This window comes from Pseudoalteromonas phenolica (assembly GCF_044788725.1).
In the GTDB taxonomy this organism is placed as follows: Bacteria; Pseudomonadota; Gammaproteobacteria; order Enterobacterales; family Alteromonadaceae; genus Pseudoalteromonas; species Pseudoalteromonas phenolica_C.
This window is the reverse complement of record NZ_CP173161.1, coordinates 2,098,272-2,124,518: the sequence shown is the minus strand read 5'-3', so window position 1 is coordinate 2,124,518 and position 26,247 is coordinate 2,098,272. Positions and strand designations below refer to the sequence as shown.

The window sequence follows — 26,247 nt, the reverse complement described above, 5'->3', positions numbered from 1 at the left end:
ACGGTAATTGTCAAAGTTTAAAAATCATATGTTTCAACGTTTTTTGTATTTAATCTGTTTGACTGCTTGCGTAACTGCTAAGGCAACAACGCTCAAGTTTTGTTATGAGAGTAAAGAACTTTTGCCTCATTATCGTGGTGAAGGTGTCTTAACACCTAGCGAAAAACCAGGTGCAGCAATCGAGATTGTGCAAAAGCTTGATGAAATGCTCTTAAAAGTACAAATTGAGTTTGTTCGTGAGCCATGGAAGCGTTGTTTAAACGATTTAAAGCTTGGTAAAGTTGATGCATTGATTGCAAGGCACTCAGTCAGCAGAGAGGCGTTTGCAAAGTACCCTAAAACTACAAAAAATGAGCTCGATAATGAGCGTGCAATTTCAAGCACTGCAACTTGTTTTATCCATAAAAAAAATGTGCCCTTAAAATGGAATGGTCATGAATTATTAGTAGACATGCCGCAAGGTATTTCTGTGCCAAGAGGCTATTCGCTTGTTGAAGATTTGAAGAAAAAAGGTTTTCAAATCTACGAAACCGTGTCGGTTAAGCAAGCCCACGAGTTACTTTTTAATGGTCGAGTAGGTATTTCACTGAGTGACTGCCAACATAAAAACCTACCAGTAAACTTCGTCGAAAATAAAATCCCGATTGTAGAAAATTATGGTTATTTAGTTTTCAGCCACCAGTTTTACTCGCTTTATCCAAATCTATCTGAACAATTGTGGAACCAGCTAATGAAAATAGATGGCAAAGTTTTCTATGATAAATACTAATACCAACCCTCATTAATACTTAATCATTTTGAGGGACTAAAACTGACGCTAGCTTCGTTAAAAATTTCTTATTTAGAACAACTAAATAGCAAAATTTTAGCCTAGCTATCGACAATTTTCCTTGCCTCAAAATAGATCACTTAATTAAAAGGATTGGTATGAAAGTATCTCAATTGATCTTGCCTCACCAAGTGTGCAAGTTTACAAATAGTGATGTATTCACTGTCATCTAAGATAACTGGTGATTCTTCTATCAGTTGAAATTTGAAATTTTTTCTATTTTTATTGCATTCAATCCAAAATTCTTGCGTTCCATCATCATAAATGAATATGGTCTGTTTGTTGGTAACATTGATTTTTTCTATGTGGTTGTCGACCATATACTTTATTGATGCGTGAATAAAATCAACGCTCTTCAAGAACTTTTGAGGGTCTTTACGGTATAACTGTTTTTGATGCTCGTCTAGTGAGTTTTCAGGGGGAATTGGTAGATTTAAAGTTTCTTTTTCTAAGTACATGTATCGCTCCAAATAGAATCAATAAGTACGTTAGAAAGGAGCGAATGGATTGCTAAAATATAAAATTTAAGCAATCCAATTTTTAAACATGTTTATTACTTAATTCCTCGTAAAATATTGTCTATTTCTTTGGTTCTTTCATCACTGACATTAGATTCAAACAAAGCTGGTTTTTGAAGTAAAAAGCCTTGATAAAAGTCTGTGTTATAAGACTTTAAAATCTCAAATTCACCTTCGGTTTCGATACCTTCAGCGATCACTTTGATGTTGTTGTCTTTGGCTATATGGACTAAATGTTTAACTATGGTCTGTTTGTAAGGATCAGTATCTAAATCGCGTACTAAATCCATATCAATTTTTACATAATCAGGGCGGTATTTATGCAGCATATTTAGCCCTGACCAGCCTGAGCCTATATCATCTAGCGCAACGCCGAATCCTGCATTTCTGTAAAAATTAAGTATGCCACGCATTACTGACTCGTCTTGAACACTATGAGTTTCGGTAATCTCAAAAACAACATCTTCGGGTTTTATGCCTAAAGCATTGATTGCTGATGCGGTCGCTCGCAAACAATAAGAGGGGTCATAGATACTTGATGGGTCAAAGTTTATAAAGAGTTTGCCATTTAATTGTGATTTACTGAAATGAGACACCGCTGAGCGTCTAGCAACTAAATCAACAGAGAATAACAGATCCGAGCTTTCAGCGAGTTTAAAGACATGTGCTGGTGGCACTATGTTGTCAAATTCATCTTTGATCCTAAAAAGCCCCTCGAAGGCAAATGGCTTTATCTCGTTATTTTCAAGTTTAAAAATCGGCTGAAAGTGCGTTTCATACTTTTCGGCATCAATGGACTGCGAGATCCACGTACTGTTGAAACGGTTTATAAGAACATCTGCCGTGACGATTTTACCAATATCACTAATCGAAAGTTCACTACCATCTGTCGTCGTTATCTTCGTGCAGGCCAGTTCCGAAGGTTCAAATTCACCATACAAACCAAAAAGAAAGCGTTTTATTTGCGCATGTTTAATGGTAATGGCAAGGCATTTTTCATCTTTTTGTACTGCTTGGTAATGATTTTGTCCGCAAAACACAATGGCTTTGTTGATGCTTTCTATAGTAGGGAAAAATATCCAAAAACACGTTTCGCTGTAAAAATAATTTTCTATCTTTTCGCAATCTGCACAGTACATCAGGTGTCTCCTTTAAGAATAACCTCATAACCTTACGGTTTGATAATGAGTTTAGATCCATGTAAGAGTTTTACTGTTCAAATTACGAGAAAAACCACATCTTTAGAGTTATTAACCTGATCTTTGGATAATAAATCTATCTCCAGCGGCTACTTTCAACGTTAACTGCGTTGAATTTACTTGCAATAGACCAGCTATTGACGCGTAAAGTCGCCTTGTTATCGCTAAAAGTCTCCGGCTGCAGACTTGAAAAATCACTTACCATTTTCAGTATTAATACGTTAGTAAATCTCTTAACCAAAGCTCAGGTTAAATATTCAAAAAAATTTGCATTTATAAATTTTGAGCTTACACTTGTGCGCTCAATGGGCGTACACGTGTAAGCTAAAATGGTTTAGACATGCAAAATATCTCACGATTTATTTCAAACAATTTATTTCATCACAGTGACTTATCAGGTTATTTCGAACCTGTGATACAAGTATTTAAGCCAGCTTGGAGAAGCGGGTTTTATCGGGCACAGGTTAAAGGTATTCGAGTGCTTAGCGAAAATGCATTTAAAATAACCCTAAAACCAGATAAAAAATGGCAAATACACACAGCCGGCCAGCACATTTCTTTGACAATAGAGCAACAAGGTCGGCTGATTTCTCGAGTATTCACCATCGCTTCTGGTGCGAAAAAATTAAAAGAAACGGGCTCGATTGATCTGGTGATCCGCACTCATGATAAGGGTAACTTCACTCCGTATCTTGGCGAGTTAGCTATGAACAGCTGGGTTAATATTTCCGAGCCAATGGGGAAATTCATATTTGATGAGCTAAGCAATCATACGACATTTTTAGCAGGCGGCTCTGGTATTACCCCATTCATTGCAATGCTGGATGACTTACAGGAAAACACGCAGAAACACATTCATTTATTGTATTACGCTAAGCCTAACTCGCATTTAATGGTGGATGTTTTAGAGAATTTTTTAACTAGACTTCCTAATTTTAGTTTTGAACTGCTTAATCGTAGTGAACACGGCTCATTTTCCAAGTTTGTTTCAATAGAACATACCGATGAGATCCTTGTCTGCGGGCCACAAGAAATGTACGTTGAAGCTGAGGAATTCTGTAAGTCACGTCAAATCCCCATCAGAGCAGAGCACTTTCAAGCAATTAAGCCAACTAAATCCATAAATGAAGCTGCAAGATTCAGGGTAAAGCTCAATCATGGTGACTTAGAAATCAGTAACCAAGATTCATTATTAAGCGAATTTCAATTGCACAATAAGCCCGTTACATATGGCTGTGGTATGGGGATTTGTCATCAATGTCAGTGTGTAAAAAAGAAAGGCATTGTAAGAGATATGCGTGATGGCCGCTTATCAGATAACAGCGAAGAGCTTATTCAGTTATGTGTCACTCAGGCTGTGACAGATTTGGAGTTAGAACTATGAAGCAAGTGAATTTTGACCAGTTAGCCTTGCAGCTCGATGAAGTAAAACAACAAGTAAAAGCAAAAGTAGGGCAGGAAGATGCGAACTATATTCGTAAAGTCATTGTCTGGCAGAGAGTGTTTGAGTGGAGCGGCAGAGTTTTACTGATGTTAGGGTTTTGGCAGCCATTACTTTGGGTCGTGGGGGTCTTAAGTCTTGCAGTCGGCAAGATCTTAGACAACATGGAAATTGGTCATAACGTGATGCATGGTCAATATGATTGGATGAATGACAAGTTCATTAATTCTCGCACCTATGAATGGGATATTGCCTGTGATGGCAGTAGTTGGAACAGGGTACACAACTACGAACATCATACTTATACCAATATTATCGGCAAAGACAGAGATTTTGGTTATGGCCTTTTGAGGTTATCGAATGACTTCAGGTGGCGTATTAAAAACCTTTGGCAGTTTATTACTTATATTTTATTGAGTGTGCTTTTTCAGTGGGGCGTGTCATATCATGAGATGGCAGCAGAGCGGGTTTTCTTTGGTAAAAAGAAAGGCAACCGAGATAACAAAGTATCACACGCAGAGCTAAAAAAACGCTTCTTTAGCAAAGGGGCTAAGCAACTGGTTAAAGATTATGTCATTTTCCCAATTCTAGCAGGGCCGCTATTTCTATGGGTTTTTTGTGGCAACTTAATTGCAAACTTATTAAGAAACTTATGGACCTCGACCATTATTTTTTGCGGTCATTTTACTGAGCATGTTCATACTTTTACTGAAGAGGAGTGTAAAAACGAAAGCAAAGGGCAGTGGTATTACCGTCAAGCTTTGGGCTCATCTAACCTTAAAGGTCGCACATGGTTTCACATTTTAACAGGGCATTTAAGCTTTCAGATTGAACACCATTTGTTTCCAGACTTACCGGCGAAGCGTTACCCAGAAATAGCCCCGAAAGTACAAAAAATCTTTCAGCATCACGGTATTCACTACAATACGGGCGGATTTTGGCGCCAATATGGCTCAGTCTTAAAACGTATTATTCGATATTCATTTCCTTAGGAAAGTTACTCCCTCAGTTAAAATTTGGCTGAGGGAGGTTTATCTTTAATATTCCACTCGCTCTAGGTTATCAGATGGGATCTCTGTGAATTTACCATCTATCCAGTTTTGCTTTGCTTGTTCTATTTTTTCTTTACTAAACGATACAAAGTTCCAATGAATATAAGGCACATGCTGCCATTTTTCTCCACCCAGTAAAATAACGCGGCTGTTCTTAGAAAACTTAATTGTCGTTTCTGTGTCTTCTAATAATACAAGCTCATAGGGTGAGATAGTCTCTTCGTTGACAGTGACTTGACCATATATAACATAGAGTGCGGTTTCAAAGTCTGGGTTGGGTACGTCAATTGTTTTACCTTCAGCACCAATGACATCTAGATAAAACATTTCTGAATAAGTTTTAATTGGTGAGCTTAAACCATAGGCATTACCTGCTATGAGACGGGCCATAACGCCATCACGAACAATTCGTGGCAAGGCTTCTCGCTTCACATGCGTAAATGCAGGCGCAATATCTTCATGCTGTGCTGGTAAGGCAATCCAAGATTGTAAGCCGTTGAGAGCGTGCTCGCTTGCCCTTGTTTCGACGCTTTCTCTTTCAGAGTGGGTAATACCTGTACCAGCTGTCATCCAATTCACATCACCCGGTGCGATTTCTAAATTATTACCCAATGAGTCTCTATGTAAAATTTTACCTTCAATTAAATAAGTCAAAGTGGAAAGGCCAATGTGTGGATGCGGTTTGACATCAATCCCTTCACCTTGAGAAAAACTAGTCGGGCCCATATGGTCGAAAAATATAAATGGCCCAACCATGCGTTTTTTCATGTTGGGAAGTAAACGTTTTACGTTTAGGCCACCAATATCATGCTCTGTTGCGGATAATTTTAATGCCATAAGTAACTCAAATCAGGTGATTAACTATTTACAGCATAGGTGCAAAATACACATTTAATCTATTCAAAAATTTTGATTAGAGTGTTCAAAATTCATAGCTGTTTAACCTTTGCTGCCAAGCTTAGACTGGTGTTAAAGAAATGACTTAAGGTGAATACAGATGAAAAATGTTTTACTAATAAATACATCAATCAATCATGACACTGGTAATTCTTATATTTTGAGCAATGAGTTTGTTGACAGATTGGCGAGTAAGTTTGAGTTAACAGTTACACATCGCGACCTAGTTAAGGAGCCATTGGAACACTTGAAGCAAACAGAAATGCTAGCTTGGATGACGCCTGAGGGGCAGAGAAACGATGAACAAAAATCGTTGACTGATTTGTCAGATAATTTGATTAAAGAAGTACAGCGAAGCGATCTACTGGTGATTGGCCTACCTATGTATAACTTTGGTGTGCCTTCACAGTTTAAAGCTTGGATGGATAGAATCGCCAGAGCGGGTGTTACGTTTAAATACACAGAGCAAGGTCCCGTAGGCTTGTTAGCAAATAAAAAAGTGATAGTGGTAGCTGCGCGTGGCGGTATTTATGCCGGTACTGATAACGACTCTCAAACTACACATGTTAAATCGTTTTTTGCACTACTAGGGATTACAGACGTTGAGTTCATTTATGCTGAAGGTCTAAATATAGCAGTGAAAGATGAAAGTTTGGCTGCAGCCAAGATACACATGAATGAGCTTATCTCTGAGCTATAGCCATTTAGTCATAACCAACAGGAAGGTTTTTGAGCCGACCTGTTGGTAATCAGATTTAATGCGCTGCTTTTGCGTCTAATTCAGGGTCGACGAGTGCAAACATGATTTTAATGAGCAAAAACAAGGCATAGATGTTAATCGGGTAATTTACGATGACTTCAGTCCAAAATAAGAAAAGAGGATTATTAATAAGGTTGGTGATTTGGTCAAAAATCTCAATAAACAATCCAAGTGATAATAAAATGAAACCGTAATACTCACATTGGTGCGTAGTTTCAGAGCTTTCAACCTCTTGACCAGCTACCCAGTTTTGTAAAATATGTCTGCCTTCAAGCAACACACCAAAACCGACTAATAATATTGCTATACCTTCTTCGTCTTCTTTCAACTCATGAAGGTGCTCTAATGTTAACTCCGAGAACATCAACTGCAACTCATGAAACATCAACATAGCTATGATGGTAGAAACCACTAAGCTTATTAAAAGTAAAAACAGTCTATTAGCGAGAAGTTTAGGTATAAACATAACTTGTCCATTGTTTGAATATTACCAAGATAATAATCCAACAATGTGGAGACAATATGTTAGTGAGACACTGATTTTGAAAAGATGTTGATAATTATCACACCAGCAATTATTAACGTCATACCGATTATTGCAGCAAGATCAGGTGTTTGCTTAAACAGTAAAGCACTTAATGCTGTAATCAAAACAATGCCTGCGCCAGACCAGATGGCATAGGCAACACCTACAGACACATCCTTCACAACCAATGAAAGGCAATAAAAAGCAATAGAGTAAGCAATAATGCAAAGTGTACTTGAAGCCAAATGAGTAAAGCCATTAGATGATTTTAGCGCTAATGTGCCAATCACTTCAGATACAATTGCAATAGTTAAATAAAACCAAGCCATATAGATACCACGACAAAAAGAGAGCGGAGTTTACTCGTAAAAGTTTGATTAGTTAATAAGATAACTTAATTAACTTGGCTATTTTTTGTTTTTGCAATCACCACCAAGAGTACACCACCTAGAACTAGTATCGAAGCGACGACAAGTCGCATAGATATTGGCTCTGATATGAATACCAACCCACCAAAAGCTGCTATAACAGGGACTAAAAGTTGTGTTACAGCGGCTTGCATATTTGATAATAAAGGGAGCGCTTTATACCAAATTATATAACCAATACCCGAAGTCACAATACCAGATAAAATGGCAACAACCAGGCCTTTATTTGTGATAGAGCTAAAATCAATAAACAGCAGGGTTATCATGGCCATTGGTATGGTTCTAATAAAATTCATAGTTGTGTCTAAACTTGGCTGCAGTGATTTTTTGCCTGCGAGTGTATAAAAGCCCCAAGCAATACCTGACATTGCCATCAGCACAAAACCTGACAAAGAAGGAGTTGAAAGTGTCGGTAAGACCAAATAAATAAACCCAATAACTGCCATAGCTAATCCAATGAGTTCTAGCGAAGAAAACCGTTCTCCTGATAGCTTGGATACCGTAAACATACAAATTTGAACAGAGCCAAATAATATCAATGCACCAGTTCCCGTATCTAAGGTTAAATAGGCGAAAGAAAAGCAAATAGCATAAATAAACAACATTAATGAAGACCACCAATGTCCATAACTCAGCAGTGGTTTTTCAATCCGTTTAAAGCTGAATAATAAATATAAAAATAAAGCTGCAGAGATTAATCTGACCGCAGTAAATCCTGCAGCGTCAATTTGTTCTTCTCCTAATGCAACTCTACATAACACGGAATTTCCTGCAAATGCGAGCAGCGCGACTAAAGTGAAAATTCCTGCCTTCATATTGGGTGGCCTTAAATGTTTTATGAGTAATTGTGCAAAGACCGTTAATGTAGCAATTTTCTCACGCTAATTTGCGTTAATTTTCCGCAAATTACTAACATTACAGCGCCAATCAAGACTGGGGTAAACAGAAAACCCCAACCTTCTCCTGCAAGCATTATCAATAAAGGGTTAGCCCCAGCTGGTGGATGGGTCGTTTTTGTTATGAGCATCAAACTGATGGCAAGGCCAGTAGCAAGCGCCAAATAAATAGGATCATTGCCAAACACTTGGAAGAATAAAATGCCAACAAACGCCGTGATTAAATGCCCAAAAATGACATTTTTTGGTTGTGCAAGCGGGCTTTCAGGCACGCCAAACACCAGCACAGCGGTTGCCCCGAACGGCGCCATTAATAACACCACAGTTGAGGTGTGCGTGTCTAAAAATGAAAGCAGTGCAATGGCAATAAATGCACCTATGCCTGCAGTAATTGATAAAACAATATTTTTCATTAGAGTTCCTTGTAATTTAAGGTAGACTAACTTGTCTACTTGTAATGGTAGACAGGTTGGTCTACTATTGTCAACGTACTTTTTGTCAATGTCAGAACGCAATATGAATCCAAAACGACAACTCCTCATTGAGACTGCGCTTAAGCTTTTTTATAAACATGGCGTCAATAGCATCGGTATCAATGAAGTTTTAAAAGAGTCAGGAGTTGCTAAACGCACGCTTTATAATCATTTTGCGAGTAAGGAAGCATTATTGCTCGCAGCCTTAGAGTACAGGCACCAGGTTTTTATGAGTTGGCTAGAAACAGAGATTCAACATGCTCAATCAAACAGTGAGTTAATCCACTGCTTGTTTAATGCATTACAAACTTGGTTCGACAGTAAAGTTGAGCAATTGGGTGAATTTAGAGGCTGTTTTTTTATCAACACAGCCGCTGAATCTGCTACCTTTGCTGACGAAATCAAAATGTTTTGTTTAGAACATAAACTGCAAGTAAAAGCGTTAATTGGTCAATATTTGAAAAGCACAAACAATGAGTTACTTGATTTAATTTGTACATTAAAAGAGGGGGCCATTGTGCAATCGAGTTTAAACCCTGCAGAAAGTCATTCTACACATAATTGTATTCAGTCTCTTTTAAAACTCACAGACAACTAGGGCGGGTTTTAATTTAGCCTTTAATTTTCATAATACATTGGCGATTAGGCATACACTCGGTTGCAACGGCTGTCTGTTTTTTGCTCAATATAATTCTTGCTCTGCCGATAAAAGTCTATTCACAGTTGAATGGATGCTTTTATGAAAATTGACAAATCAGAACTGACTCTGTCGAATCAATATCAAGGTACTCAGAAACAAAGTGTTAAGCGCACTGAGGTCAATCTAGAGCAAAACGTGGAACAAAACCTCGAACCACCTGCTGCGCTTGAAAATAAACAAACTGAAGACATCTTGAATGGCGACAGTGCACAGATGTATGTTTTGAAGTTGTTAGTGCAAAAACTAACAGGTAAAAAAATAGACTGGGTAGTCGGGAAAGATATTTCTCATGCTGAAATGACACAACTTGTTGAACAAGCAAACGCATCTGACGAAAACCGCCCAACCCATGCGGTAGTTGAAACACTCAAACATGAAAGCCAAGCGAATGTACTTAGCTTAAATGGCAAACTAAGCCTCGAAGAGGGTAAAGAAATTGAGTTTGCCTTTAAGATTTCATTTGAGCAGTCGCACACAAGTTATCAGCGAAATATAGAATCTTTAGAGTTTAAAGATCCCCTCATTATTAGTTTCACCAATAAAGCGGTTCAGCTTGATACATCTAAAACTTCTTTCGATTTAGATGCCGACGGTAAAAATGATACTTTTTCTCAGCTAGAAAAAGGTTATGGCTATTTGGCATTTGACAGAAATGGTAATAACAAGATAGGCGATGGAACTGAGCTATTTGGCGCACTCAGTGGCAATGGATTCGCTGACTTGAGTCAGTTCGATAATGACCAAAATGGTTTCATTGATGAAAATGACGACATATTTGATAGCCTGAGAGTGTGGGTCAAAAATGCCCAAGAAGATAAATTAATTAGCTTAGAAGAAGCCAATATCGGAGCGATATCGGTGAAAAATGTTGAGACACCTTTTAACCTTAGAGCTGAAGGCAAATTACAAGGCGCAATTAGAAAATCAGGGTTTTATGTAGATAGTGATGGCAAAGCCGGACTTATTCAGCAAATTGACTTTGTTGTTTAAGTTTATAGTGGCTTTTATTAAAAATACTCTAGCTATTGAGCTGATTATTTTAGCATTGCGAACAAGTGATTATCGTAGAATCTTCCATCCTTAAAAATTGCTGTTTTTAATACTGCTTCAGGAAAGAAACCTGATTTCAACAAAAGTTGTTTTGATGCAATATTGGGTGAAAACACAGAAGCAAAAATTCTAACAATGTCTGTGTTACTAAAGACATCACTAACTAGAAGTGAAATCGCTTCTGAAGTAATACCTTTTCTCCAATAGTCGCTATCTAGCCAATAACCAAGTTCTGCGCAACGTTGATACTCAAACTCCCCGGGATTGACACCAATGCAGCCAACAAACTTTCCTTCGTAGCATATTGCTTTAACAAAGCCTTCACGGCTGCCTTCATTAATCCACCAAACGGCATCTTGCTCAGTATAGGGACTAGGAATTTTACTCGATAAATATTGAGTCACGAGCGGGTTGTTTAGTACCTGCAGCAACTTTTCTTTATCGGAGAGCTGAAAATCTCTTAAAGTTACGCTTTTGTTTTGCATCATTGTTTAAGCTTGACTGCCGTACCAAAAACCATAATTTCAGAAGAACCATCCATAATGGTACTGGTGGTAAATCTTATTCCAACGATGGCATCGGCGTTTTTGTCTGAGGCATTTTGGACCAAGCGTTCAATAGCAATATCTCTGGCTTCACTCAACATTTCGGTATAGCCACGGATCTCTCCACCGACTATACCTTTTAATCCAGCCATGATATCTCGACCAATATGTTTTGCTTGTACGACGTTGCCGGTTACAACACCAACAATACTCTCTATTTCTCTGCCAGGGATCGTTTCAGTGGTTGAAAAAATCATAAAATACCTAAAGTTAGCCATTTAATATGTTCTTAAAATAAGAACATTTATTCTTAAAAAAGTAAATCTGGTTATTGAGTTTGTTGGCTATTAGTAAAACATTTTCTGTAAACAGCGAGACAAAAACTTATTAATTTTGCATTGTGTTTAGAAAATGCCATTCCTATTAAGTATTTTTCCGCCGGTCAGTAGGGCGTATAAACGCATAGAAAAACTGATCCCTTGCACTGCGTCCCAGTGTTCAACTAGATCGTTATTTTCGATTCTCCAAGAATCAATGATATTAAACCCTTGTTTCGGGTTATTACGATGTTTCGCTTTTAAAGTGACATGAGAGTGCAATATTACATAATCGCCATCTACAAAAACGTGTTTTACATCGTAACTAAACTCTGGGGCACTTTTTGTGAGTGTTTTGATTGCTGTTATAACGCCTTCAATCCCATCCGCAATGGTTTGATTATGCTGCTTATAGCCATTTTTTCCGAACCTAGCCAAGACTTGATCAAAGTTATTATCATTCATAAGAAGCTGAACAAACTCAACAGCAAGAGAAGCCTTTTGGGTGTCTGTTTCATTCCAATGAGATTTAACTAAATTACTTAGTTTGATTTTAGGTGATGCCATGTAAAATCCTCTGGTTAAAATTAACTTTCAAAATGCAAGTTAATTTATTTGCTTGCAAAGTGCAAGTTAAATTAAACTGTATTTGTGTAATGGAGGAAATAAATAATGAAACGATCTAACTGTCCGATTTCGAAAGTATTAGATTTGGTAGGCGACAAATGGAGTTTGTTGATATTGAGAGATATGCTTTTTTTTGGAAAAGAAACTTATTCAGATTTACAAAATTCTGATGAAAAAATGGCAACCAATATTTTATCTACGCGTTTAGAAAAGTTAGAACAAGAAGGGTTGATTTCAAAACATGCGAGTGAGCAAGATAAAAGGAAAAAGCTATACAAACTGACAGAAAAGGGCATTGATATGTTACCCATTCTTCTAGATATGATTGTATGGAGTGCCAAATATGCTCGTGATACGCATATCCCAGAAGGCCTGGTGGATAAAATCAATGACGACAGAAATAGTGTCATTGAGCAATTTAAAAAGACATATGAGTGAAGCTAATAGTCTAGCTTCACTCACTTAGCAAGTTAGTTTATGTCAAAACGACCTACTAGTCGGTTAAGGTTATTTGCCAATTCAACTAATTGAGTCGCGCCAGCCGATAAATTATCTGCAGCTTGTCCAACATGTTGCGCTGAATCATTGACCCCTGAGATAGTGTGTTTGGTTTCGCTTGCTGCATGACCTTGCTGTTGCGCTTGCTCGGCGATTTGGGCAATAAAATTTTGCACCAGTTGCACAGAGTTGGCGATTTCATCAAAGCTTTGGTGAGCTTGCTCTGAACGTTCGATTGCTTGTTCAGAGTCGGCAACACTTGAAGTCATTTGCTGTGACACGCTGCGCGTTTGTTCAATCAATTCTGTCAGTACTTTTTCAATATCTTGCGTCGCATCATGAGAGCGCTGCGCCAAAGTTCTTACTTCATCTGCCACAACAGCAAAACCTCGGCCTTGCTCACCAGCTCGTGCAGCTTCGATTGCAGCGTTTAATGCAAGTAGGTTGGTTTGTTCAGCGATGTTGCGGATCACTTCTAAGATGTTGGTGATGTTATTTGATTGCTTTTCAAGTTCACTCATAGCACCAGCAGAGCTGCCCAGTGAGCTGTGAAGTTGAGCGACTTGCGCAACGGTTTGTTTGATTAAGCCATTACCATTTTGGGCATGAGAATCAGTCGTTTGAATGGCTTCTAAGGCGTCGCCACAGTTTTGACTAATGGTGATAGCCATACTCTCAACCGATTCGGTTGTATGTGTTGCTTGCTTTGATTGATTTAGCTGGGTGTGACAGCGCTCTCGAATTTCGTTGATACGCGATTTAGACCCTTGGGCTTCGTCATTTAATGTTGCCGCATTGTTTTGAATGTCTTTAACTAATTCATTAATTGAGTTTAAAAATTGGTTGAACCAAGATGCCAATTCGCTGATTTCATCTTTACCAATCACTTTTAAGCGTTTTGACAAATTCCCTTCGCCTTGCGCAATCTCTTTTAAGCCTTCAGACACCATTTCGATTGGATAAACAATTTTATTAGCTAATACGATGGCAATGACAACAAATACAACCAACATAATTACAGCAATGATGCTGATACTGTATGACATGTTGTAAGCAGAAGATAAAATTTCAGCTTCATCTATGATAGCAACGAAGGTCCAATTTAATTCATCTGAGTGATAAAGTTTACCAACCATGGTTTTTTTATCTGACTCTATATTGATAAGCGGTTTATTTTTGTTTGCTTTAATTGCATTAAAAATAGGGGAGTTGAGCTTATCTAGAGATTTAAAGTTATTTGCCGGGTTTTTAGGATCGGCCAGTACAGTGCCTAGTCCGTCTAGTAGCATTAAGTAACCTGTTTCGCCAATTCGAATATTACTGACGATGTCTGTTAGCGTAGATAAAGTTACATCTAATGACTGAACACCAATTGTTTGCCCAGACTTTTTAATCGCCGTTGCCACACTCACCATTGCTTGTCCTGTGACCCCTTGATAGGGCTCAGTAACAATGACTTTATTCGGGTTTTGTGAAACTTGTTGATACCAAGGTCGCTTTCTTGGGTCGTAATTACCCAGTGGCTCAGCGGGATATTGAATAAAACCACCATACTGAGTGCCTAAGTAAACAAATAGGAGTTCTTCGTGGGTCTGACCGAAAGATTCAAATAGCTCAAAAATAGCAGCTTCTTCTTTACCCGCTGAGCGTGGGTCCATCATCTTTTCTGCACCGAAATAAGTAGAAGTATTTTCTGATACTGAAGTGACGGTATTACTTTGTGCTAGAAAACGGGCGTTATTCTTCATTTGATCAAAGAATAAATTAAAAGTGTTTTCAACTTGTCGAATCTCACTGCTAGAGCTATCGACAAAGCGTTCTAGTGACTCAGTCTTGGTCTGTGAAATACTCACAATAGAAATAGCGAATATTGGAATAATGACGGTTAAAACAAAGCTGATGATAAGCTTTTGGCGCATTCTCATAATATCACCCCTGCGATTATTACTTTTTATTGTAGATGATTAATTTGCATACTAGGGGTTTAAACGGGGTTTTAGCAACAATTAACGTCTAATTAACTTAAATTTTATTACTTATTCCATTTAGTTTAGTTGTCTAGGAAATGTTACGCATAAATTTATAAGATAAATGTAATTTTTTTGTAAATTAATTCAATTAGGGTGTGGCTCCACTTTTGGAACACTGAAGTCAGGCCCTTGTTGTGAATCGAAAAAAATCTAATCGAGCACTTTTTTTAAATCTACATTTGCTAGCAATTGTGTTAGTTGGCGTTTCGCTTGCAACTGGTTTAAGGATCAGCCTTTTAAAATATGCTCATTTTGATTTTTTAAGCGCATTGCTGCCACAAGGGCAAATGCACACGCTGCATTATTATTCGGGGTTGATATTAGGTGTCTTATGCCTAAGTTATGTGTTTTACAGAAAGCGATTTACTCACAAAACAACAGACAATAAATATCATCGTATCGTCAATTATTTAGGTTACGCAGTTGTAGTGGCTTGCACTGTGACTGGATTACTCCGCTGGCTTGATTGGGCTACGAACTGGGTTGCCTTAGCGCACTATTTCTTAGCATTAACATTCATTGTATTTTTATTTTTGCACAGCTATGTGTATTTTTTGTCACTGGGCAAAAAGTTAATAGCTAAGCTATTTCAAATTAAAGCGCTCAAAAAACAAAAATTGGTTTTGGGCTGTTTTGTTATTTTTGCTTGTTTCGCGATCTGGGTTTTTGAGCAATACAAGTCAACGGACTATAAAGTCGTAGCTTTAAATAATTCGGCTTTTATAGCGGTTGATGGTAAAGACGATGAAGCGTTTTGGCGGCAAGTGCAATGGCATGAAATAAATACTTATGGCGGGGCAAACTTTAATAACGGCCACACATCCGTAAAAGTAAAGGTCGCCAGTAATGACGTCGAAAGTTATTTTTTATTCCGCTGGCAAGACGAAACAAAAAGCCTAACCCATCTTCCTCTAGTGAAAATCAATCAACAATGGAAGGTGAAGCAACAAGGCTTTCATACATTCAATGAAACCCGTTATTACGAAGACAAATTTGCAGTTCTGCTTAGTCAGAGTTGTGACCATGGCGGCGATGGCACAGCGCACTTAGGAAAGTCACCTATCGAAGGCAAACCTGCTAATTGGCATGGCAAAGGCTACCATGGTGCACTCGATGGCAGAGTGCGTGACCTTTGGCATTGGAAAGCACTGCGAACAAATGACATGGTGCAAATGGATGACAATGTCATTGCCGCGCCAAGAAGCGCTAAATCTGGAGATAGGCGTTATACCGCCGGTTACTTTGCGGATGGTAAAGAAAGTGGCGCCTATGTAATGAATTGGCTTTGGTATGGCAAAGATAAAGTCACCCCTAAGCGTTTGCCCTTACCTGAATATCAACAAATGTACCAAGGAGCAGATAAAGATCTTGAGCAAGCCGTTATGCCCTGGTTTTCAAGTACCCCTTATGCTGCATTACTCGACGCTTATCCTGAAGGCACTTTATTAAGCTCAGTACTTTATCGCTCGAACCGTTTTGAAGGAGACCGAGGTGATGTCACAGCAAAAGGCCATTGGCAAGACGGATATTGGACTTTAGAGGTCGCGAGAAGAAACAAAACAGGCTCTGAATATGACGTAGCGTTAGAGCAGGGTGTTTGCTTGTGGGTTGCCGCTTTTGACCACGCTCAAATCGCACATACTCGTCATCAAAGGCCATTAAAACTCGATTACTCGGCGCTCAGTCAAAAAGGAAAGTTATGATGTTAAAACGATTATTACTTTCTTTGATATTCTTTGCCGTTTGTTTGTTAACAAGTATTATTTTTGAGCAGCAACCAATTTTGCTTAAAGATGCTAAGTATTCAAAAGTGGACCATGAAGGCAATGAGCTTGCTGCATGGCAAGGGCCGTGGGCCTGTGTTTACGATAAAACCCAAAAGCTGTTATGGGAAGTGAAGCGCGACGACGAATCAATCCATGATGGTTACTGGAGCTATTCGTGGTTTAACAACCAAATTGGCGAAAAAAATAGCGGCGATTGTTATTTTGAGCCTGACCGATGTGATACTCAAGACTTGATCCGTAAAGCCAATCAACACGGGCTTTGCCAAGTTACCGGTTGGCGCTTACCGACAAAACAAGAAGTAGAGGCAATTTTACAACCGCAAGATAAACCCCAGCAAGCAATGCTTGCGACTGATTATTTTCGCCATATAAAAGCGGGCGATTACTGGACACAAGACGCAGAGCAACCTTTGACAGGGCATTATCGCCATTTAGAGAAAGGTGCGATTGCGGTCGATTTTTATCAAGGGCGTTTTCATACTCTTCCCTACAGAAATGCTGCATTTGTGATGTTAGTCACTTCAGAATTACCCAATTCGATTAAGGAGGCTAATGCACAATAAACCCGTCTATTTAATACCAATCCTTAAAAGAGATCACTTAATTAAGAGGATTGGCATAAGACGATTTTTTAACAGCAATATCAATACTAAGGAACAACTATGAAAACTTATAGCAAGGTCGCTATATCATTTGCTTTGCTTAGTGCGTTTAACGCGCAAGCAGGTAGTAAATATCACCGACTTATCTGGGACAATGCTCCACAAAGTCAAGCGACTATCGGCTTCACACCTGATGGCAGCACAAATCATTATGTCAAATATGGTGTGTCGACAGATGAGTCTTTATGGCAAAAAAAGAACGTGACAGCTAGCCATACTTTCGATGGTTCATTGCAAAGTAAATTTGTAAAGCTCACAGGGCTATCAGCGAATAAAGCCGTGTATTATCGCGTCTGCGATGATTCGGGCTGCGGTCAACGTCTATGGTTCAAAACAGCCCCCAATGACAACTCTCCCTTTGTCGCAATCGCTGGTGGAGATACACGTACTGGATGGACGAATCGACAAAATGGCAATAAGTTAGTCGCCAAGATCCGTCCGCTGTTTATCATGCATGGCGGCGACTATACCAATGCTAACACCGCTTCTGAAATGAGCAGTTACCTCAATGATTGGCAACTCACTTTCTCTTCAGATAGCATCGACGGGCTGAGTTACAAACGGATCTACCCGTTTGTTGCCACACATGGTAATCATGAAGATGATAACTACAAAACACTGTGTCAGGTGTTTGGTGTGGATTACGACAACAATAATGTGTGTGACGCGAAAGACACCTATGGTGCATTTAATGTTTCGCCATTATTACGCGTTTATACGTTGAATTCTCAATATAAAAACTCGGGCTGGTCGAGTTATGCAACGGCAATGAATAATTGGCTACAGCAAGACCTTCAAAGTAGTGGTAGTTCAGCAAGCTGGCGTGTAGCGCAATATCATAAGCCAATGTTCCCGCATTATTCAGGTAAATCAGATAACACCATTTTGCATACTTGGTGGGCTAATCATTTCTACAATCATAAAATGAATTTAGTGGTTGAGTCTGATACGCACATCAATAAAGTGACACAAGCACTGAAACCAGATGGTAACAATTTTATAAGTACGACCAATGGTGGTACTGTGTTTGTAGGGGAAGGTAGTTGGGGGGCGCCTGCCCGTAGTGCCAACGATCCTAAATCTTGGACGATTGACCTTGCCAGTATTCAACAATTCAAAGTGCTGACGGTATCAAGTGATAAGCTTGATGTGAGAACTGCACAATTTAATTCTACTGCAAACACACTTTCAAAAGCTGATCGAGATGCAAATCCAACCTTGCTACCCAATAATGTTAATTGGTGGTATGCCTCAGGGGCAGGTGATGTACTTAACTTAGTCAAAGCGACCAATGGATTAACTAAAATTGATACTGGTGTGATTGATCCACCCGTGGGTGATACGGAGTTAACAAGTGGTGTTGCTGCAGCAAATATCAGCGGTAGTAAATCGCAAGAGCTCGGTTTTTATATTGACCTGCCTGCTGGTCAAAGTGCTTTATTAGTTGAAATGTCTGGGGGCACTGGTGACGCCGATATGTATGTGCGTTATGGTAGCAAACCAACGTCGAGTACATACGACTGCCGTCCTTACAAAGATGGTAATAATGAAACTTGTAGTATTGATACTGTGCAAACGGGTAAATACTATGTGGTCGTTAAAGGTTACAGCGCATTTAGTGGTGTGAGCTTAAAAGCAACCTATAGCAATAATGGCGGCGGTAATGGCGGTTCAGATACCTTTACAAACCTGTCAGCAAGTGCAGATAAGTGGCAGTATCGTGGCGCGACTTTACCTGCTGGAGTAAGCCAACTTGTGGTTAGTATTTCGGGCGGAACAGGAGATGCTGATTTATATGTGAAAAGCGGCTCAGCACCAAATAGTTCAAGTTATGAATGCCGCCCTTATAAAAGTGGCAATAGTGAAACTTGTACAATCACAACCCCAAAAGCAGGCGAGTGGCATTTTGGGGTAAAAGCCTATAAAGCCTATTCGGGTGTGACGTTAAGTTATAGTTATGAATAAATTTGAGTGATAAGTGAAAAAAGCCAAGCTTCGCTTGGCTTTTTTGTTTGACCTGTCTACTACTTTACACTTTATGCTTTCATCATCGAAACAAGCTAATCTTAGAAACGCTACTAATTCATTCAGAACGGACTTATATGTTTTTAATCTCAGAGTTGGCTAAACGAGTAGGTGTATCTAGAACAACGTTGTTGTATTACGAGAAACTAGGTGTCATTAGAGGTCAGCGTTTAGCCAATGGTTACCGGGTTTACAGCGAATTAGATGCTCAGCGTTTAACTTTAGCCATGCAGTTACAAGCTGGTGGATTATCACTTAAAGAATGTATTGCCTGTCTGAATGGCAAAATAGATAAAGGTATTTTAAATGAAAGACTGCGCTTGTTAGATGAAGAAATAGTGCAAAAACAGAAAGCGAGAAACTTACTTTCTGGTTTATTGGGGGAAAGTTCTAATCGTGATTTTCATGCGCAATTAAATGAACTTGCGCCACAAGCGCACTATGAATGGTTATTACAGCAGGGCTTTACTGAAAAAGAAGCACAAAGAATAAGGTGGTTATCAAAAGATATGAATACACACGACCAATACATGCAAGACTTCCTCACTGTTTTTGAACCTTTGACGCGTTGGGGACCGGGAGACGACAGTGATACGCTCAAAGCAATTTCACAAATTCCGAGTAAGGCTAGTAGTATTTTAGAAATCGGCAGTGGTAAAGGTTTATCGACTTGTTTATTGGCAGAATACTTTAACGCTCAGATCACAGCCATAGATAACGAGCCCATTGCGGTAACAAACTTAGCGCAATTGATTGAGAGCAAAGGGTTAAGTAAACAAGTTACTCCCATGTGTGCGAGTATGTCTGAATTGCCATTTAAGACACATAGTTTTGATGCCATTTTAGCTGAAAGCTGTGTCTATATTATGGGTTTTGAAGAGGCCCTAAAGCAGTGGCAAACTGCGCTCAAAGCAGATGGTTTGATTATTGTCAGTGATTTAGTTTGGCTAACTTCGAAGCCAGATGAAAAGTATCACTCATTTTGGTCGTCTGAATATCCGGCTATGACAGACGTTGATACAAGGTCAAAACAGGCAAAAGGACTTGGTTTTGAGGTGCTTGATGATTTCACAATTAGTGAGAAAGCTTGGCAAAACTATTGGCAGCCTTTGCAAGCAAGGGTAAATGAACTTAAAGCCAGTATGCCTAATTCACAGGCAATCAAAGATATTCAAAGAGAGCTCGATATTTATCAGTCCCATGATGGGTCGCAATTTGGTTATCATTTCTTTGTGCTAAAAAGAAATGCGTTATAAAGTTAAGCATTAATAGTTAGTCAGGATGTATGTCATGTACCAACAAGTGCTCGATTTTTGGTTTAATGAAATCTCACCAAAGATGTGGTGGCAAAAAGATTTAGAGTTTGATGCTGAAATTGTTCGACGCTTTGGTGCATTACATCAACAAGCGGTTCTAGGAGAGTTGTTTGAGTGGCGAGAGCATGCAGAGTCTAGCCTTGCAGAAGTGATTGTACTTGATCAATTTTCCAGGAATATACATCGAGATACGCCACAAGCTTTTGCTGCAGATCCGCTTGCCTTAGCATTGGCTCAACAAGCCATTAAAAATGGCTTTGATAAATTAGTTGATGTTGAAAAACGTAGCTTCTTTTATCTGCCATTCATGCACAGTGAGTCAAAACGCATTCATGAAGAAGCAGTAAAGCTCTATACAGCGCATGGTAATGAAAATAACCTAGAGTTCGAGCTTAAACATAAAGTGATCATCGACAGGTTTGGCCGTTATCCACATCGAAATGAAATTTTAGGCAGAGAATCTACCCAAGAAGAAATCACTTTTTTGCAAGAGCCAGACTCAAGCTTTTAGGCTTTTATAAACTAACTCATAAAGCGCGTGTAAATCGCGCTTTGTTTACTTTGAACATAAAAAATAGAATATGCTTCTTCATTACTGAATCCTTCATAAAGATAAGTTAAACTCTCGCCTTTATTTTTAGTAGGCGAACAAGCGTGATCTCAGGACTAACAGCAGCAGAGCAACAATGTCATAATCTAAATGACTTAAAAGCAGGGAAGTACCAAGGTTATAAAAGGCTGCAATTAGTCGAAGGCTTATCTGAATTCCCTGAAGAAATCCTTTCTTTATCCGACACTCTTGAGGTGTTAGATCTCTCAAATAATCTGCTTTCTGAATTACCAGACAGTTTTGTTCAACTCAAAAATTTAAAAGTATTATTTTTATCGTTTAATCAGTTTAAAGTTTTCCCTGACGTGTTAGGAAAATGCCTTAACTTAGACATGGTTGGGTTTAAATCGAACCAAATCGAGTCAATCAGTGAAACGGCACTACCAAAAAACTTGCGCTGGTTAATTTTAACCGATAATCGTTTAACTCAATTACCACACAGCTTTGGTCAATTAAGTCAGCTAAAGAAGTTAGCATTAGCCGGCAATAAACTTTCTTCAATTCCAGAAAGTTTTACACAGTGCAAGCAATTAGAGTTAGTTAGGCTTTCAGCAAATGAACTAACTTCAGTCCCTGCGGGTTTATTTAAACTGCCAAAATTGGCTTGGCTGGCGCTATCTGGTAATCCATTGGTTGGCGAACACAAAGCTCATTCAGGTATTGCCCAGTATGAACAGCAAGATATTGTGCTCAATGAGCAAATAGGTCAGGGGGCATCGGGTGTCATTTACAAAGGCAAATTACATAATGCTGAAACAGACATTGCCATTAAGGTGTTCAAAGGCGGTAAAACCAGTGATGGTTATCCAGAAGATGAGTTAAGTGCTTGCTTAACTGCAGGTCAGCATGAGAATTTGATCAAAACATTTGCGCATATTTCAGAACAAGATTTCTTGGCGCTTCTTATGGATTTAATTCCAAAAGGCTATGAAAATCTTGGACTACCACCAAGCTATGAAACCTGTACAAGAGACACATTTGTAGAAGGCACGCAATTTTCTATTGAAACAATCAGCAACATTACTAAACAGTTAGCAGATGTATTGACGCATCTACATAATCAGCAAGTCAGTCATGGTGATTTCTACGCACATAACACCATGATTAATGAACAGGGCCATGTGATGTTCGGTGACTTTGGCGCTGCGACGCAATTACATAATATTTCTGAGATTCAGCAACAGCAATTTGAACGCATTGAAGTGAGGGCGTTTGGTAATTTGCTAGATGATTTGCTGACACAAAGCCAGTTAAATGAAAGTGAAAACAGCACTTTAGCTAAGCTAATCTCCCTTAGAGATGCGTGTTTGAATGACAATATTACGCTTCGACCAAACTTTGCAGACATCAAAGTTTTATTGGCTAGATAAGCGCTCAAACTATATTTGCAAAATAACTCAATCAGAAACGTAATATGGACACTATCTAGCGGTGCTTATATTGCGTTTTACAATATCCGCGTGAGATGTCTGGGTTGCGTAACTTTAGATGTTTAGTTTCGCGACCCGCCATGCGTTTACGCCACATTTTGAAACTGCTTGGTTTCATTTCTTTTCGCATTAAATTAATAACTTGCGTTTCATTTAAACCATAAAGCGAATTTATTGCTTCAAATGGTGTTCTATCTTCCCACGCCATTTCGATTATGCGTGAAACTTCATGCTCTAATAAATCCATACTTTTTTAAATTCTATAAAAACAACTTTCTTTCTACGGAAAGTTTTCAGTTTTAGATTTATAAATTTTCTTTATTTTTATGAGTCAGTTATATCAAAGCGCCTTCAATAAACTTTCAAAACTCTGACATAAAACGTGAATAAATGTAAATGAAATATTGCAAATGTTTATATTTCGATCTAATACTCTAATTGTATCTGGACAGATGTCATACCAGATGTCGCACGGGAAACCTGATTTCGCGTAATCGAAATCAGGTTATTTTTGCAAGAAACTTGGAGGTTGCAATGGGCAATCTGAACACAATGAAAATAACAAGCTTAGTTTTTGCAGTATGGGCTTTAACACTAACTAATGTTGCAAGTGCAGCAAATTATAAAACTGTTTTAATTCATGGTTTCCAACCGCAACAATTGTTGTTTGGTTCGCCAAATACAGTTAGCAATGATGGCGAAAGCTATTGGGCTGATTATTGGGGTGCTTTGGCTGATGAAAGAATAGATTGGCCTTCGTTTGAACGCGTTAAAGGTAAAATCGCCACAGACTACCTTTGGCCAAAGTTAAAGTCGATGAGTGAGCGAGGCGTATGTGAGCAAGGTTGTGTACTTGTTACGCACTCAACGGGTGATTTGGTCGCACGCTATATTATTGATAACCAAGCAAACTGGTTAAGTGCTGCAGGGCTCAAGCCGCTCAATATCATTGCAACATTTGATATAGCTGGTGCTGGTGGTGGTAGTGAATTGGCAGATTTAGCAGTGAATGTAACTCAAGGTGCGACATCTTGGAACCCATTGATTGAAGCGGCTTTGCAAGCTTGGTTAGGTGGCCCATTAACCGACAAGTTAGGTGTTTTGAATGACCTTAAAGTCAATAATGCGCGTCAATTGGCAGCATTACCGAGTGATCGAGCACCAAGACTTAGGTTCGTAGGCGAGGGCGATCTCTTCCTTGGTGCGACAAAGTTATTTTTAAAAGGTAAAGATGATAGCGTAGTAGCTTCACATTCAAGCTGCGGAGCAAGCAAAGCAGGGGACTTCGGTAGCTGTGCCTCAAGCATCGCTTTTGATGGCAAGATTTCATCACAAGGTGATGCAGTGACAAGCTTTATGCCAAATCATTACCCTATGTTGATGTCCGATAACTATGATCACTTATCAATTATTCTGAATAAGCAAAAAGGCAAAGTGACAGCGGCTAATGACGCGTTAAGACTGGATAATGGCGATACAATTGCATTTTCTACTTATCAGCAAGATTATGGTTTTTGGATCTTTAAAACACATTATAAATATGTAAGTCAGTCAGATTCTCAAAGCATGTCTAAGTTAATTTACAACACGTTATAAAACTTAAAATAAAGTAATGTTATTAAGGCCGTATAAATTTTACGGCCTTGTATGGTTGATACTATGAAGAAAATCAAAATTATTATTGGGCTTGTTACTTTTGGTTGTATAAGTATCTGGTATTTTGGGGGGTCAAAACAAAACAGCGATCATGAATTACATACTGCGATAAAAACAGCACATGTACTCAATCAAGTTGAAGAATTGGAGTCTTCGCAAGAAATCATTAAAGAAGCAACTCAAGAAAGTAAGAAGCCTATGCCAACAAGTTTTGATCAATCTATTGTTGAGTCGGCAAAAATCATAGCAACAAAATACGAGCAAACGTTGAAATTCCCGCCTTATTCACAGCCACTTTCTTTAAATGACTTTAGCTTATTAAATCCAAATTATTTCGAGCCAGTGACCATGGTCACGCAAGATAGTAGTGTGAAAATATCCATGGTGCTTGAGAAATATCATTTCGTTGCACCAGAGAATATTAAGGTTTTGGTAAGAGGTAGCGATATATATGACGTGAAGCTGAAAGTACAGGATGCTGATACGCGAAAGACTTTATCTAACCACACGATGCAGTTTTCACAAGACGGATACGTAACACAAATCAAGGGGAGCAGTGACTACCCAGTTAACTTACAGATCACCGCATTAGCTAACGTAAATGGTGATGAAATTCCTTTGGTTGCGCAAATTAATTACACCCAAAAAAGTGCGACGATTATAGGCGGCGCGAAACCATTTGTTGAAAATGCTGACTTAGTTTTCCCCATTGATATTAAAGTCGATAGTGCAGGCCTTTACAGAGTAAGAGCAAATTTGTTTTCAGGTGCGCAACCCATTGCTTCTTTAGTCTCTGAAACTAAATTAGAAGTAGGCCAAAAACAGGCTTTGTTGCGAGCACATTACAGTGTTCTGCCAAGCACAAGTGAATTTGAGCTAGCCACTTTCACCATTGAGAAGCGCTCAACACACCCCGCAGAGCCATCTCGATTTGGTAACTCAGAGGTTGAAAAATTAGTATTCGAAAATGTTGACCTGTCAGACATAGAAAGAACTGACTACCTACCTAACGAAACGGAAAAAAAGCGTCTAGCGTTTTTGAAAAGTATGAGCAACAAAGGTCAGTAAAATTAAAGCTACTTTTTTACTAAGTACTCTTTAATCACAGAGTCTATTTTTGGTTGTATCTCAATTATGGCTGTATTTATCTTTTTAATATCACTTTGCGTGAAAGATTTGTGACTAAGAAGAAGGTGTACAGGGTTATCATGAACTACGTAAGGCCAAATTTTAATATTGTCGTGTCCTAATTCATTTTTATAATAATGGGCACTGAAAAGGTCATCAATAATAAAATCTACACGGTTCTTAACGAGCATTGAAATGCGGCTATTTGCACTGGCTAAACTAACAAATTGCTCTTTATATTTTTGGTGCTGTATTAGCTTGTTTAATTCTTCTCCATAATAAGAACCGATACTCAGTCCGATAGTGAGATCTTTCCTAAGCAATGTTTTAAGATTTTGAATGGGTCTAGGATGCGAAAGTGAAATTAATCGCATTTTTTCATCCCGATAGCTTTTGGAGAAAACCCCATATTTTTGCCTTTCAATTGTAAAGCTTGTCATGGTAGAAACATCAATGACGCCTTTGCCCATTTCTTCAAAGGTTCTTGCACTGGAGGGAAGTCGCACAAATTTGTAGCACAAACCAGCTTGGTCAAATATTGCTTGTACAATCTCAACATCTAGACCCGTAGCCCCAGCACTGTCGAAAACGGTTAAAGGAGGCCAGCTTGCTACTACACCAATCTTTTTACAGTTTTGTGCAAGTAAAGCCTCTGAAAAAATCAGGCAAGCAAAAGAAAGTAGAAATGTAATTCGCCTCACTCAAAACACCATCATCAACTTTTATTTAAGCATAGAGCAAAAAACATCGAACGATAGGTGAAATCTCATTATTTTAGTTCCTATTTTGTTATTTTTAGCATGTATTTTTATACCTAAAATGGGTATTTCTTTTTGTTTTTAGATAT

General features: G+C 38.6%; 28 protein-coding genes. 15 read left to right on the top strand and 13 right to left on the bottom strand.

What is annotated here, in order from left to right:
• Positions 1-121 precede the first annotated feature (121 nt).
• Positions 122-769: a hypothetical protein gene (locus tag ACH784_RS09635; RefSeq protein WP_404389661.1), complete on the top strand. Its 648-nt coding sequence runs from the start codon at positions 122-124 to the stop codon at positions 767-769.
• Positions 770-909: 140 nt separating this feature from the next.
• On the opposite strand, the gene ACH784_RS09630 is transcribed toward ACH784_RS09635, so the two are convergent.
• Positions 910-1,287, bottom strand: a complete 378-nt coding sequence (locus ACH784_RS09630) for a hypothetical protein (RefSeq protein WP_404389659.1) — start codon at positions 1,285-1,287, stop codon at positions 910-912.
• A gap of 95 nt (positions 1,288-1,382) precedes the next feature.
• Entirely contained in the window at positions 1,383-2,486 is a 1,104-nt protein-coding gene (locus ACH784_RS09625) for an EAL domain-containing protein (protein WP_404389657.1), read from the bottom strand.
• A 400-nt stretch (positions 2,487-2,886) separates the two neighbouring features.
• Here ACH784_RS09625 and ACH784_RS09620 point away from each other — a divergent pair, with 400 nt between their 5' ends.
• Together ACH784_RS09620 and ACH784_RS09615 are read left to right on the top strand one after the other, a co-directional pair.
• A complete protein-coding gene (locus ACH784_RS09620; protein ID WP_404389655.1) occupies positions 2,887-3,930 on the top strand; it encodes a flavin reductase family protein in 1,044 nt (347 codons plus the stop codon).
• Entirely contained in the window at positions 3,927-4,979 is a 1,053-nt protein-coding gene (locus ACH784_RS09615) for a fatty acid desaturase family protein (protein WP_404389653.1), read from the top strand. Before ACH784_RS09620 ends, ACH784_RS09615 begins: the two co-directional genes overlap by 4 nt.
• A gap of 45 nt (positions 4,980-5,024) precedes the next feature.
• Here the strand turns inward: ACH784_RS09615 and ACH784_RS09610 are convergent, their stop codons facing one another.
• The gene (locus tag ACH784_RS09610; RefSeq protein ID WP_404389651.1) at positions 5,025-5,876 is read right to left on the bottom strand and encodes a pirin family protein; all 852 of its coding nucleotides are present in this window, start codon (positions 5,874-5,876) and stop codon (positions 5,025-5,027) included.
• Positions 5,877-6,036: 160 nt separating this feature from the next.
• On the opposite strand from ACH784_RS09610, the gene ACH784_RS09605 reads away from it, so the two are divergent.
• Entirely contained in the window at positions 6,037-6,636 is a 600-nt protein-coding gene (locus ACH784_RS09605; protein WP_404389649.1) for an FMN-dependent NADH-azoreductase, read from the top strand.
• Between the two features lie 55 nt (positions 6,637-6,691).
• Here the strand turns inward: ACH784_RS09605 and ACH784_RS09600 are convergent, their stop codons facing one another.
• The 4 genes from ACH784_RS09600 to ACH784_RS09585 all read right to left on the bottom strand — a co-directional run bounded on the left by ACH784_RS09600 (position 6,692) and on the right by ACH784_RS09585 (position 8,959).
• On the bottom strand, positions 6,692-7,162 hold the full coding sequence (locus ACH784_RS09600; protein WP_404389647.1) for a hypothetical protein: 471 nt from the start codon (positions 7,160-7,162) through the stop codon (positions 6,692-6,694).
• Between the two features lie 59 nt (positions 7,163-7,221).
• Positions 7,222-7,551 (bottom strand): DMT family transporter, encoded by a 330-nt coding sequence (locus tag ACH784_RS09595; RefSeq protein WP_404389645.1) that lies wholly within the window; start codon positions 7,549-7,551, stop codon positions 7,222-7,224.
• Positions 7,552-7,616: 65 nt separating this feature from the next.
• The gene (locus tag ACH784_RS09590; protein ID WP_404389643.1) at positions 7,617-8,465 is read right to left on the bottom strand and encodes a DMT family transporter; all 849 of its coding nucleotides are present in this window, start codon (positions 8,463-8,465) and stop codon (positions 7,617-7,619) included.
• 44 nt (positions 8,466-8,509) lie between these two features.
• A complete protein-coding gene (locus ACH784_RS09585; protein WP_404389641.1) occupies positions 8,510-8,959 on the bottom strand; it encodes an HPP family protein in 450 nt (149 codons plus the stop codon).
• A 103-nt stretch (positions 8,960-9,062) separates the two neighbouring features.
• On the opposite strand from ACH784_RS09585, the gene ACH784_RS09580 reads away from it, so the two are divergent.
• Together ACH784_RS09580 and ACH784_RS09575 are read left to right on the top strand one after the other, a co-directional pair.
• Positions 9,063-9,617, top strand: coding sequence for a TetR/AcrR family transcriptional regulator (locus ACH784_RS09580; protein WP_404389639.1), 555 nt, complete (start codon positions 9,063-9,065; stop codon positions 9,615-9,617).
• 141 nt (positions 9,618-9,758) lie between these two features.
• Positions 9,759-10,709, top strand: coding sequence for a hypothetical protein (locus ACH784_RS09575; RefSeq protein ID WP_404389637.1), 951 nt, complete (start codon positions 9,759-9,761; stop codon positions 10,707-10,709).
• 44 nt (positions 10,710-10,753) lie between these two features.
• Here the strand turns inward: ACH784_RS09575 and ACH784_RS09570 are convergent, their stop codons facing one another.
• The 3 genes from ACH784_RS09570 to ACH784_RS09560 form a co-directional block, all read right to left on the bottom strand.
• Positions 10,754-11,257, bottom strand: a complete 504-nt coding sequence (locus tag ACH784_RS09570) for a GNAT family N-acetyltransferase (protein ID WP_404389635.1) — start codon at positions 11,255-11,257, stop codon at positions 10,754-10,756.
• Positions 11,254-11,571, bottom strand: coding sequence for a heavy metal-binding domain-containing protein (locus ACH784_RS09565; protein WP_404389633.1), 318 nt, complete (start codon positions 11,569-11,571; stop codon positions 11,254-11,256). The genes ACH784_RS09570 and ACH784_RS09565 overlap by 4 nt, the downstream gene beginning before the upstream one ends.
• A gap of 147 nt (positions 11,572-11,718) precedes the next feature.
• A complete protein-coding gene (locus ACH784_RS09560) occupies positions 11,719-12,198 on the bottom strand; it encodes an ester cyclase (protein ID WP_404389631.1) in 480 nt (159 codons plus the stop codon).
• A 105-nt stretch (positions 12,199-12,303) separates the two neighbouring features.
• Here ACH784_RS09560 and ACH784_RS09555 point away from each other — a divergent pair, with 105 nt between their 5' ends.
• Entirely contained in the window at positions 12,304-12,696 is a 393-nt protein-coding gene (locus tag ACH784_RS09555; protein WP_404389629.1) for a winged helix-turn-helix transcriptional regulator, read from the top strand.
• A gap of 32 nt (positions 12,697-12,728) precedes the next feature.
• Here ACH784_RS09555 and ACH784_RS09550 read toward each other — a convergent pair whose 3' ends face one another.
• On the bottom strand, positions 12,729-14,681 hold the full coding sequence (locus ACH784_RS09550; protein ID WP_404389627.1) for a methyl-accepting chemotaxis protein: 1,953 nt from the start codon (positions 14,679-14,681) through the stop codon (positions 12,729-12,731).
• A 239-nt stretch (positions 14,682-14,920) separates the two neighbouring features.
• Between ACH784_RS09550 and ACH784_RS09545 the strand changes: the two genes are divergently transcribed.
• The 6 genes from ACH784_RS09545 to ACH784_RS09520 all read left to right on the top strand — a co-directional run bounded on the left by ACH784_RS09545 (position 14,921) and on the right by ACH784_RS09520 (position 22,556).
• Entirely contained in the window at positions 14,921-16,489 is a 1,569-nt protein-coding gene (locus tag ACH784_RS09545) for an ethylbenzene dehydrogenase-related protein (RefSeq protein ID WP_404389625.1), read from the top strand.
• Complete coding sequence (locus tag ACH784_RS09540; protein WP_404389623.1) at positions 16,486-17,136, top strand: DUF1566 domain-containing protein; 651 nt, start codon at positions 16,486-16,488, stop codon at positions 17,134-17,136. Before ACH784_RS09545 ends, ACH784_RS09540 begins: the two co-directional genes overlap by 4 nt.
• Before the next feature lie 99 nt (positions 17,137-17,235).
• On the top strand, positions 17,236-19,200 hold the full coding sequence (locus ACH784_RS09535) for a pre-peptidase C-terminal domain-containing protein (RefSeq protein ID WP_404389621.1): 1,965 nt from the start codon (positions 17,236-17,238) through the stop codon (positions 19,198-19,200).
• Between the two features lie 137 nt (positions 19,201-19,337).
• Entirely contained in the window at positions 19,338-20,516 is a 1,179-nt protein-coding gene (locus ACH784_RS09530; protein WP_404389619.1) for a methyltransferase domain-containing protein, read from the top strand.
• Between the two features lie 34 nt (positions 20,517-20,550).
• Complete coding sequence (locus tag ACH784_RS09525; RefSeq protein WP_404389617.1) at positions 20,551-21,087, top strand: DUF924 family protein; 537 nt, start codon at positions 20,551-20,553, stop codon at positions 21,085-21,087.
• Positions 21,088-21,230: 143 nt separating this feature from the next.
• On the top strand, positions 21,231-22,556 hold the full coding sequence (locus ACH784_RS09520; protein WP_404389615.1) for a leucine-rich repeat-containing protein kinase family protein: 1,326 nt from the start codon (positions 21,231-21,233) through the stop codon (positions 22,554-22,556).
• Between the two features lie 55 nt (positions 22,557-22,611).
• On the opposite strand, the gene ACH784_RS09515 is transcribed toward ACH784_RS09520, so the two are convergent.
• Positions 22,612-22,863, bottom strand: a complete 252-nt coding sequence (locus ACH784_RS09515; RefSeq protein ID WP_138482461.1) for a TIGR03643 family protein — start codon at positions 22,861-22,863, stop codon at positions 22,612-22,614.
• A 287-nt stretch (positions 22,864-23,150) separates the two neighbouring features.
• On the opposite strand from ACH784_RS09515, the gene ACH784_RS09510 reads away from it, so the two are divergent.
• Both ACH784_RS09510 and ACH784_RS09505 read left to right on the top strand, forming a co-directional pair.
• Positions 23,151-24,212 carry a hypothetical protein gene (locus ACH784_RS09510; protein WP_404389612.1) on the top strand — a complete coding sequence of 354 codons (1,062 nt, stop codon included), beginning with the start codon at positions 23,151-23,153 and terminating at the stop codon, positions 24,210-24,212.
• 63 nt (positions 24,213-24,275) lie between these two features.
• Entirely contained in the window at positions 24,276-25,340 is a 1,065-nt protein-coding gene (locus ACH784_RS09505; protein WP_404389610.1) for a hypothetical protein, read from the top strand.
• A gap of 8 nt (positions 25,341-25,348) precedes the next feature.
• On the opposite strand, the gene ACH784_RS09500 is transcribed toward ACH784_RS09505, so the two are convergent.
• Positions 25,349-26,101, bottom strand: a complete 753-nt coding sequence (locus ACH784_RS09500; RefSeq protein ID WP_404389608.1) for a substrate-binding periplasmic protein — start codon at positions 26,099-26,101, stop codon at positions 25,349-25,351.
• Between the last annotated feature and the right edge of the window lie 146 nt (positions 26,102-26,247).

Coding starts and splice junctions, on each gene's coding strand:
- ACH784_RS09630 (WP_404389659.1), bottom strand. CDS start 1,287: ATGTACTTAGAAAAAGAAACTTTAAATCTACCAATTCCCCCTGAAAAC.
- ACH784_RS09625 (WP_404389657.1), bottom strand. CDS start 2,486: ATGTACTGTGCAGATTGCGAAAAGATAGAAAATTATTTTTACAGCGAA.
- ACH784_RS09620 (WP_404389655.1), top strand. CDS start 2,887: ATGCAAAATATCTCACGATTTATTTCAAACAATTTATTTCATCACAGT.
- ACH784_RS09615 (WP_404389653.1), top strand. CDS start 3,927: ATGAAGCAAGTGAATTTTGACCAGTTAGCCTTGCAGCTCGATGAAGTA.
- ACH784_RS09610 (WP_404389651.1), bottom strand. CDS start 5,876: ATGGCATTAAAATTATCCGCAACAGAGCATGATATTGGTGGCCTAAAC.
- ACH784_RS09605 (WP_404389649.1), top strand. CDS start 6,037: ATGAAAAATGTTTTACTAATAAATACATCAATCAATCATGACACTGGT.
- ACH784_RS09600 (WP_404389647.1), bottom strand. CDS start 7,162: ATGTTTATACCTAAACTTCTCGCTAATAGACTGTTTTTACTTTTAATA.
- ACH784_RS09595 (WP_404389645.1), bottom strand. CDS start 7,551: ATGGCTTGGTTTTATTTAACTATTGCAATTGTATCTGAAGTGATTGGC.
- ACH784_RS09590 (WP_404389643.1), bottom strand. CDS start 8,465: ATGAAGGCAGGAATTTTCACTTTAGTCGCGCTGCTCGCATTTGCAGGA.
- ACH784_RS09585 (WP_404389641.1), bottom strand. CDS start 8,959: ATGAAAAATATTGTTTTATCAATTACTGCAGGCATAGGTGCATTTATT.
- ACH784_RS09580 (WP_404389639.1), top strand. CDS start 9,063: ATGAATCCAAAACGACAACTCCTCATTGAGACTGCGCTTAAGCTTTTT.
- ACH784_RS09575 (WP_404389637.1), top strand. CDS start 9,759: ATGAAAATTGACAAATCAGAACTGACTCTGTCGAATCAATATCAAGGT.
- ACH784_RS09570 (WP_404389635.1), bottom strand. CDS start 11,257: ATGATGCAAAACAAAAGCGTAACTTTAAGAGATTTTCAGCTCTCCGAT.
- ACH784_RS09565 (WP_404389633.1), bottom strand. CDS start 11,571: ATGATTTTTTCAACCACTGAAACGATCCCTGGCAGAGAAATAGAGAGT.
- ACH784_RS09560 (WP_404389631.1), bottom strand. CDS start 12,198: ATGGCATCACCTAAAATCAAACTAAGTAATTTAGTTAAATCTCATTGG.
- ACH784_RS09555 (WP_404389629.1), top strand. CDS start 12,304: ATGAAACGATCTAACTGTCCGATTTCGAAAGTATTAGATTTGGTAGGC.
- ACH784_RS09550 (WP_404389627.1), bottom strand. CDS start 14,681: ATGAGAATGCGCCAAAAGCTTATCATCAGCTTTGTTTTAACCGTCATT.
- ACH784_RS09540 (WP_404389623.1), top strand. CDS start 16,486: ATGATGTTAAAACGATTATTACTTTCTTTGATATTCTTTGCCGTTTGT.
- ACH784_RS09535 (WP_404389621.1), top strand. CDS start 17,236: ATGAAAACTTATAGCAAGGTCGCTATATCATTTGCTTTGCTTAGTGCG.
- ACH784_RS09530 (WP_404389619.1), top strand. CDS start 19,338: ATGTTTTTAATCTCAGAGTTGGCTAAACGAGTAGGTGTATCTAGAACA.
- ACH784_RS09525 (WP_404389617.1), top strand. CDS start 20,551: ATGTACCAACAAGTGCTCGATTTTTGGTTTAATGAAATCTCACCAAAG.
- ACH784_RS09515 (WP_138482461.1), bottom strand. CDS start 22,863: ATGGATTTATTAGAGCATGAAGTTTCACGCATAATCGAAATGGCGTGG.
- ACH784_RS09510 (WP_404389612.1), top strand. CDS start 23,151: ATGGGCAATCTGAACACAATGAAAATAACAAGCTTAGTTTTTGCAGTA.
- ACH784_RS09505 (WP_404389610.1), top strand. CDS start 24,276: ATGAAGAAAATCAAAATTATTATTGGGCTTGTTACTTTTGGTTGTATA.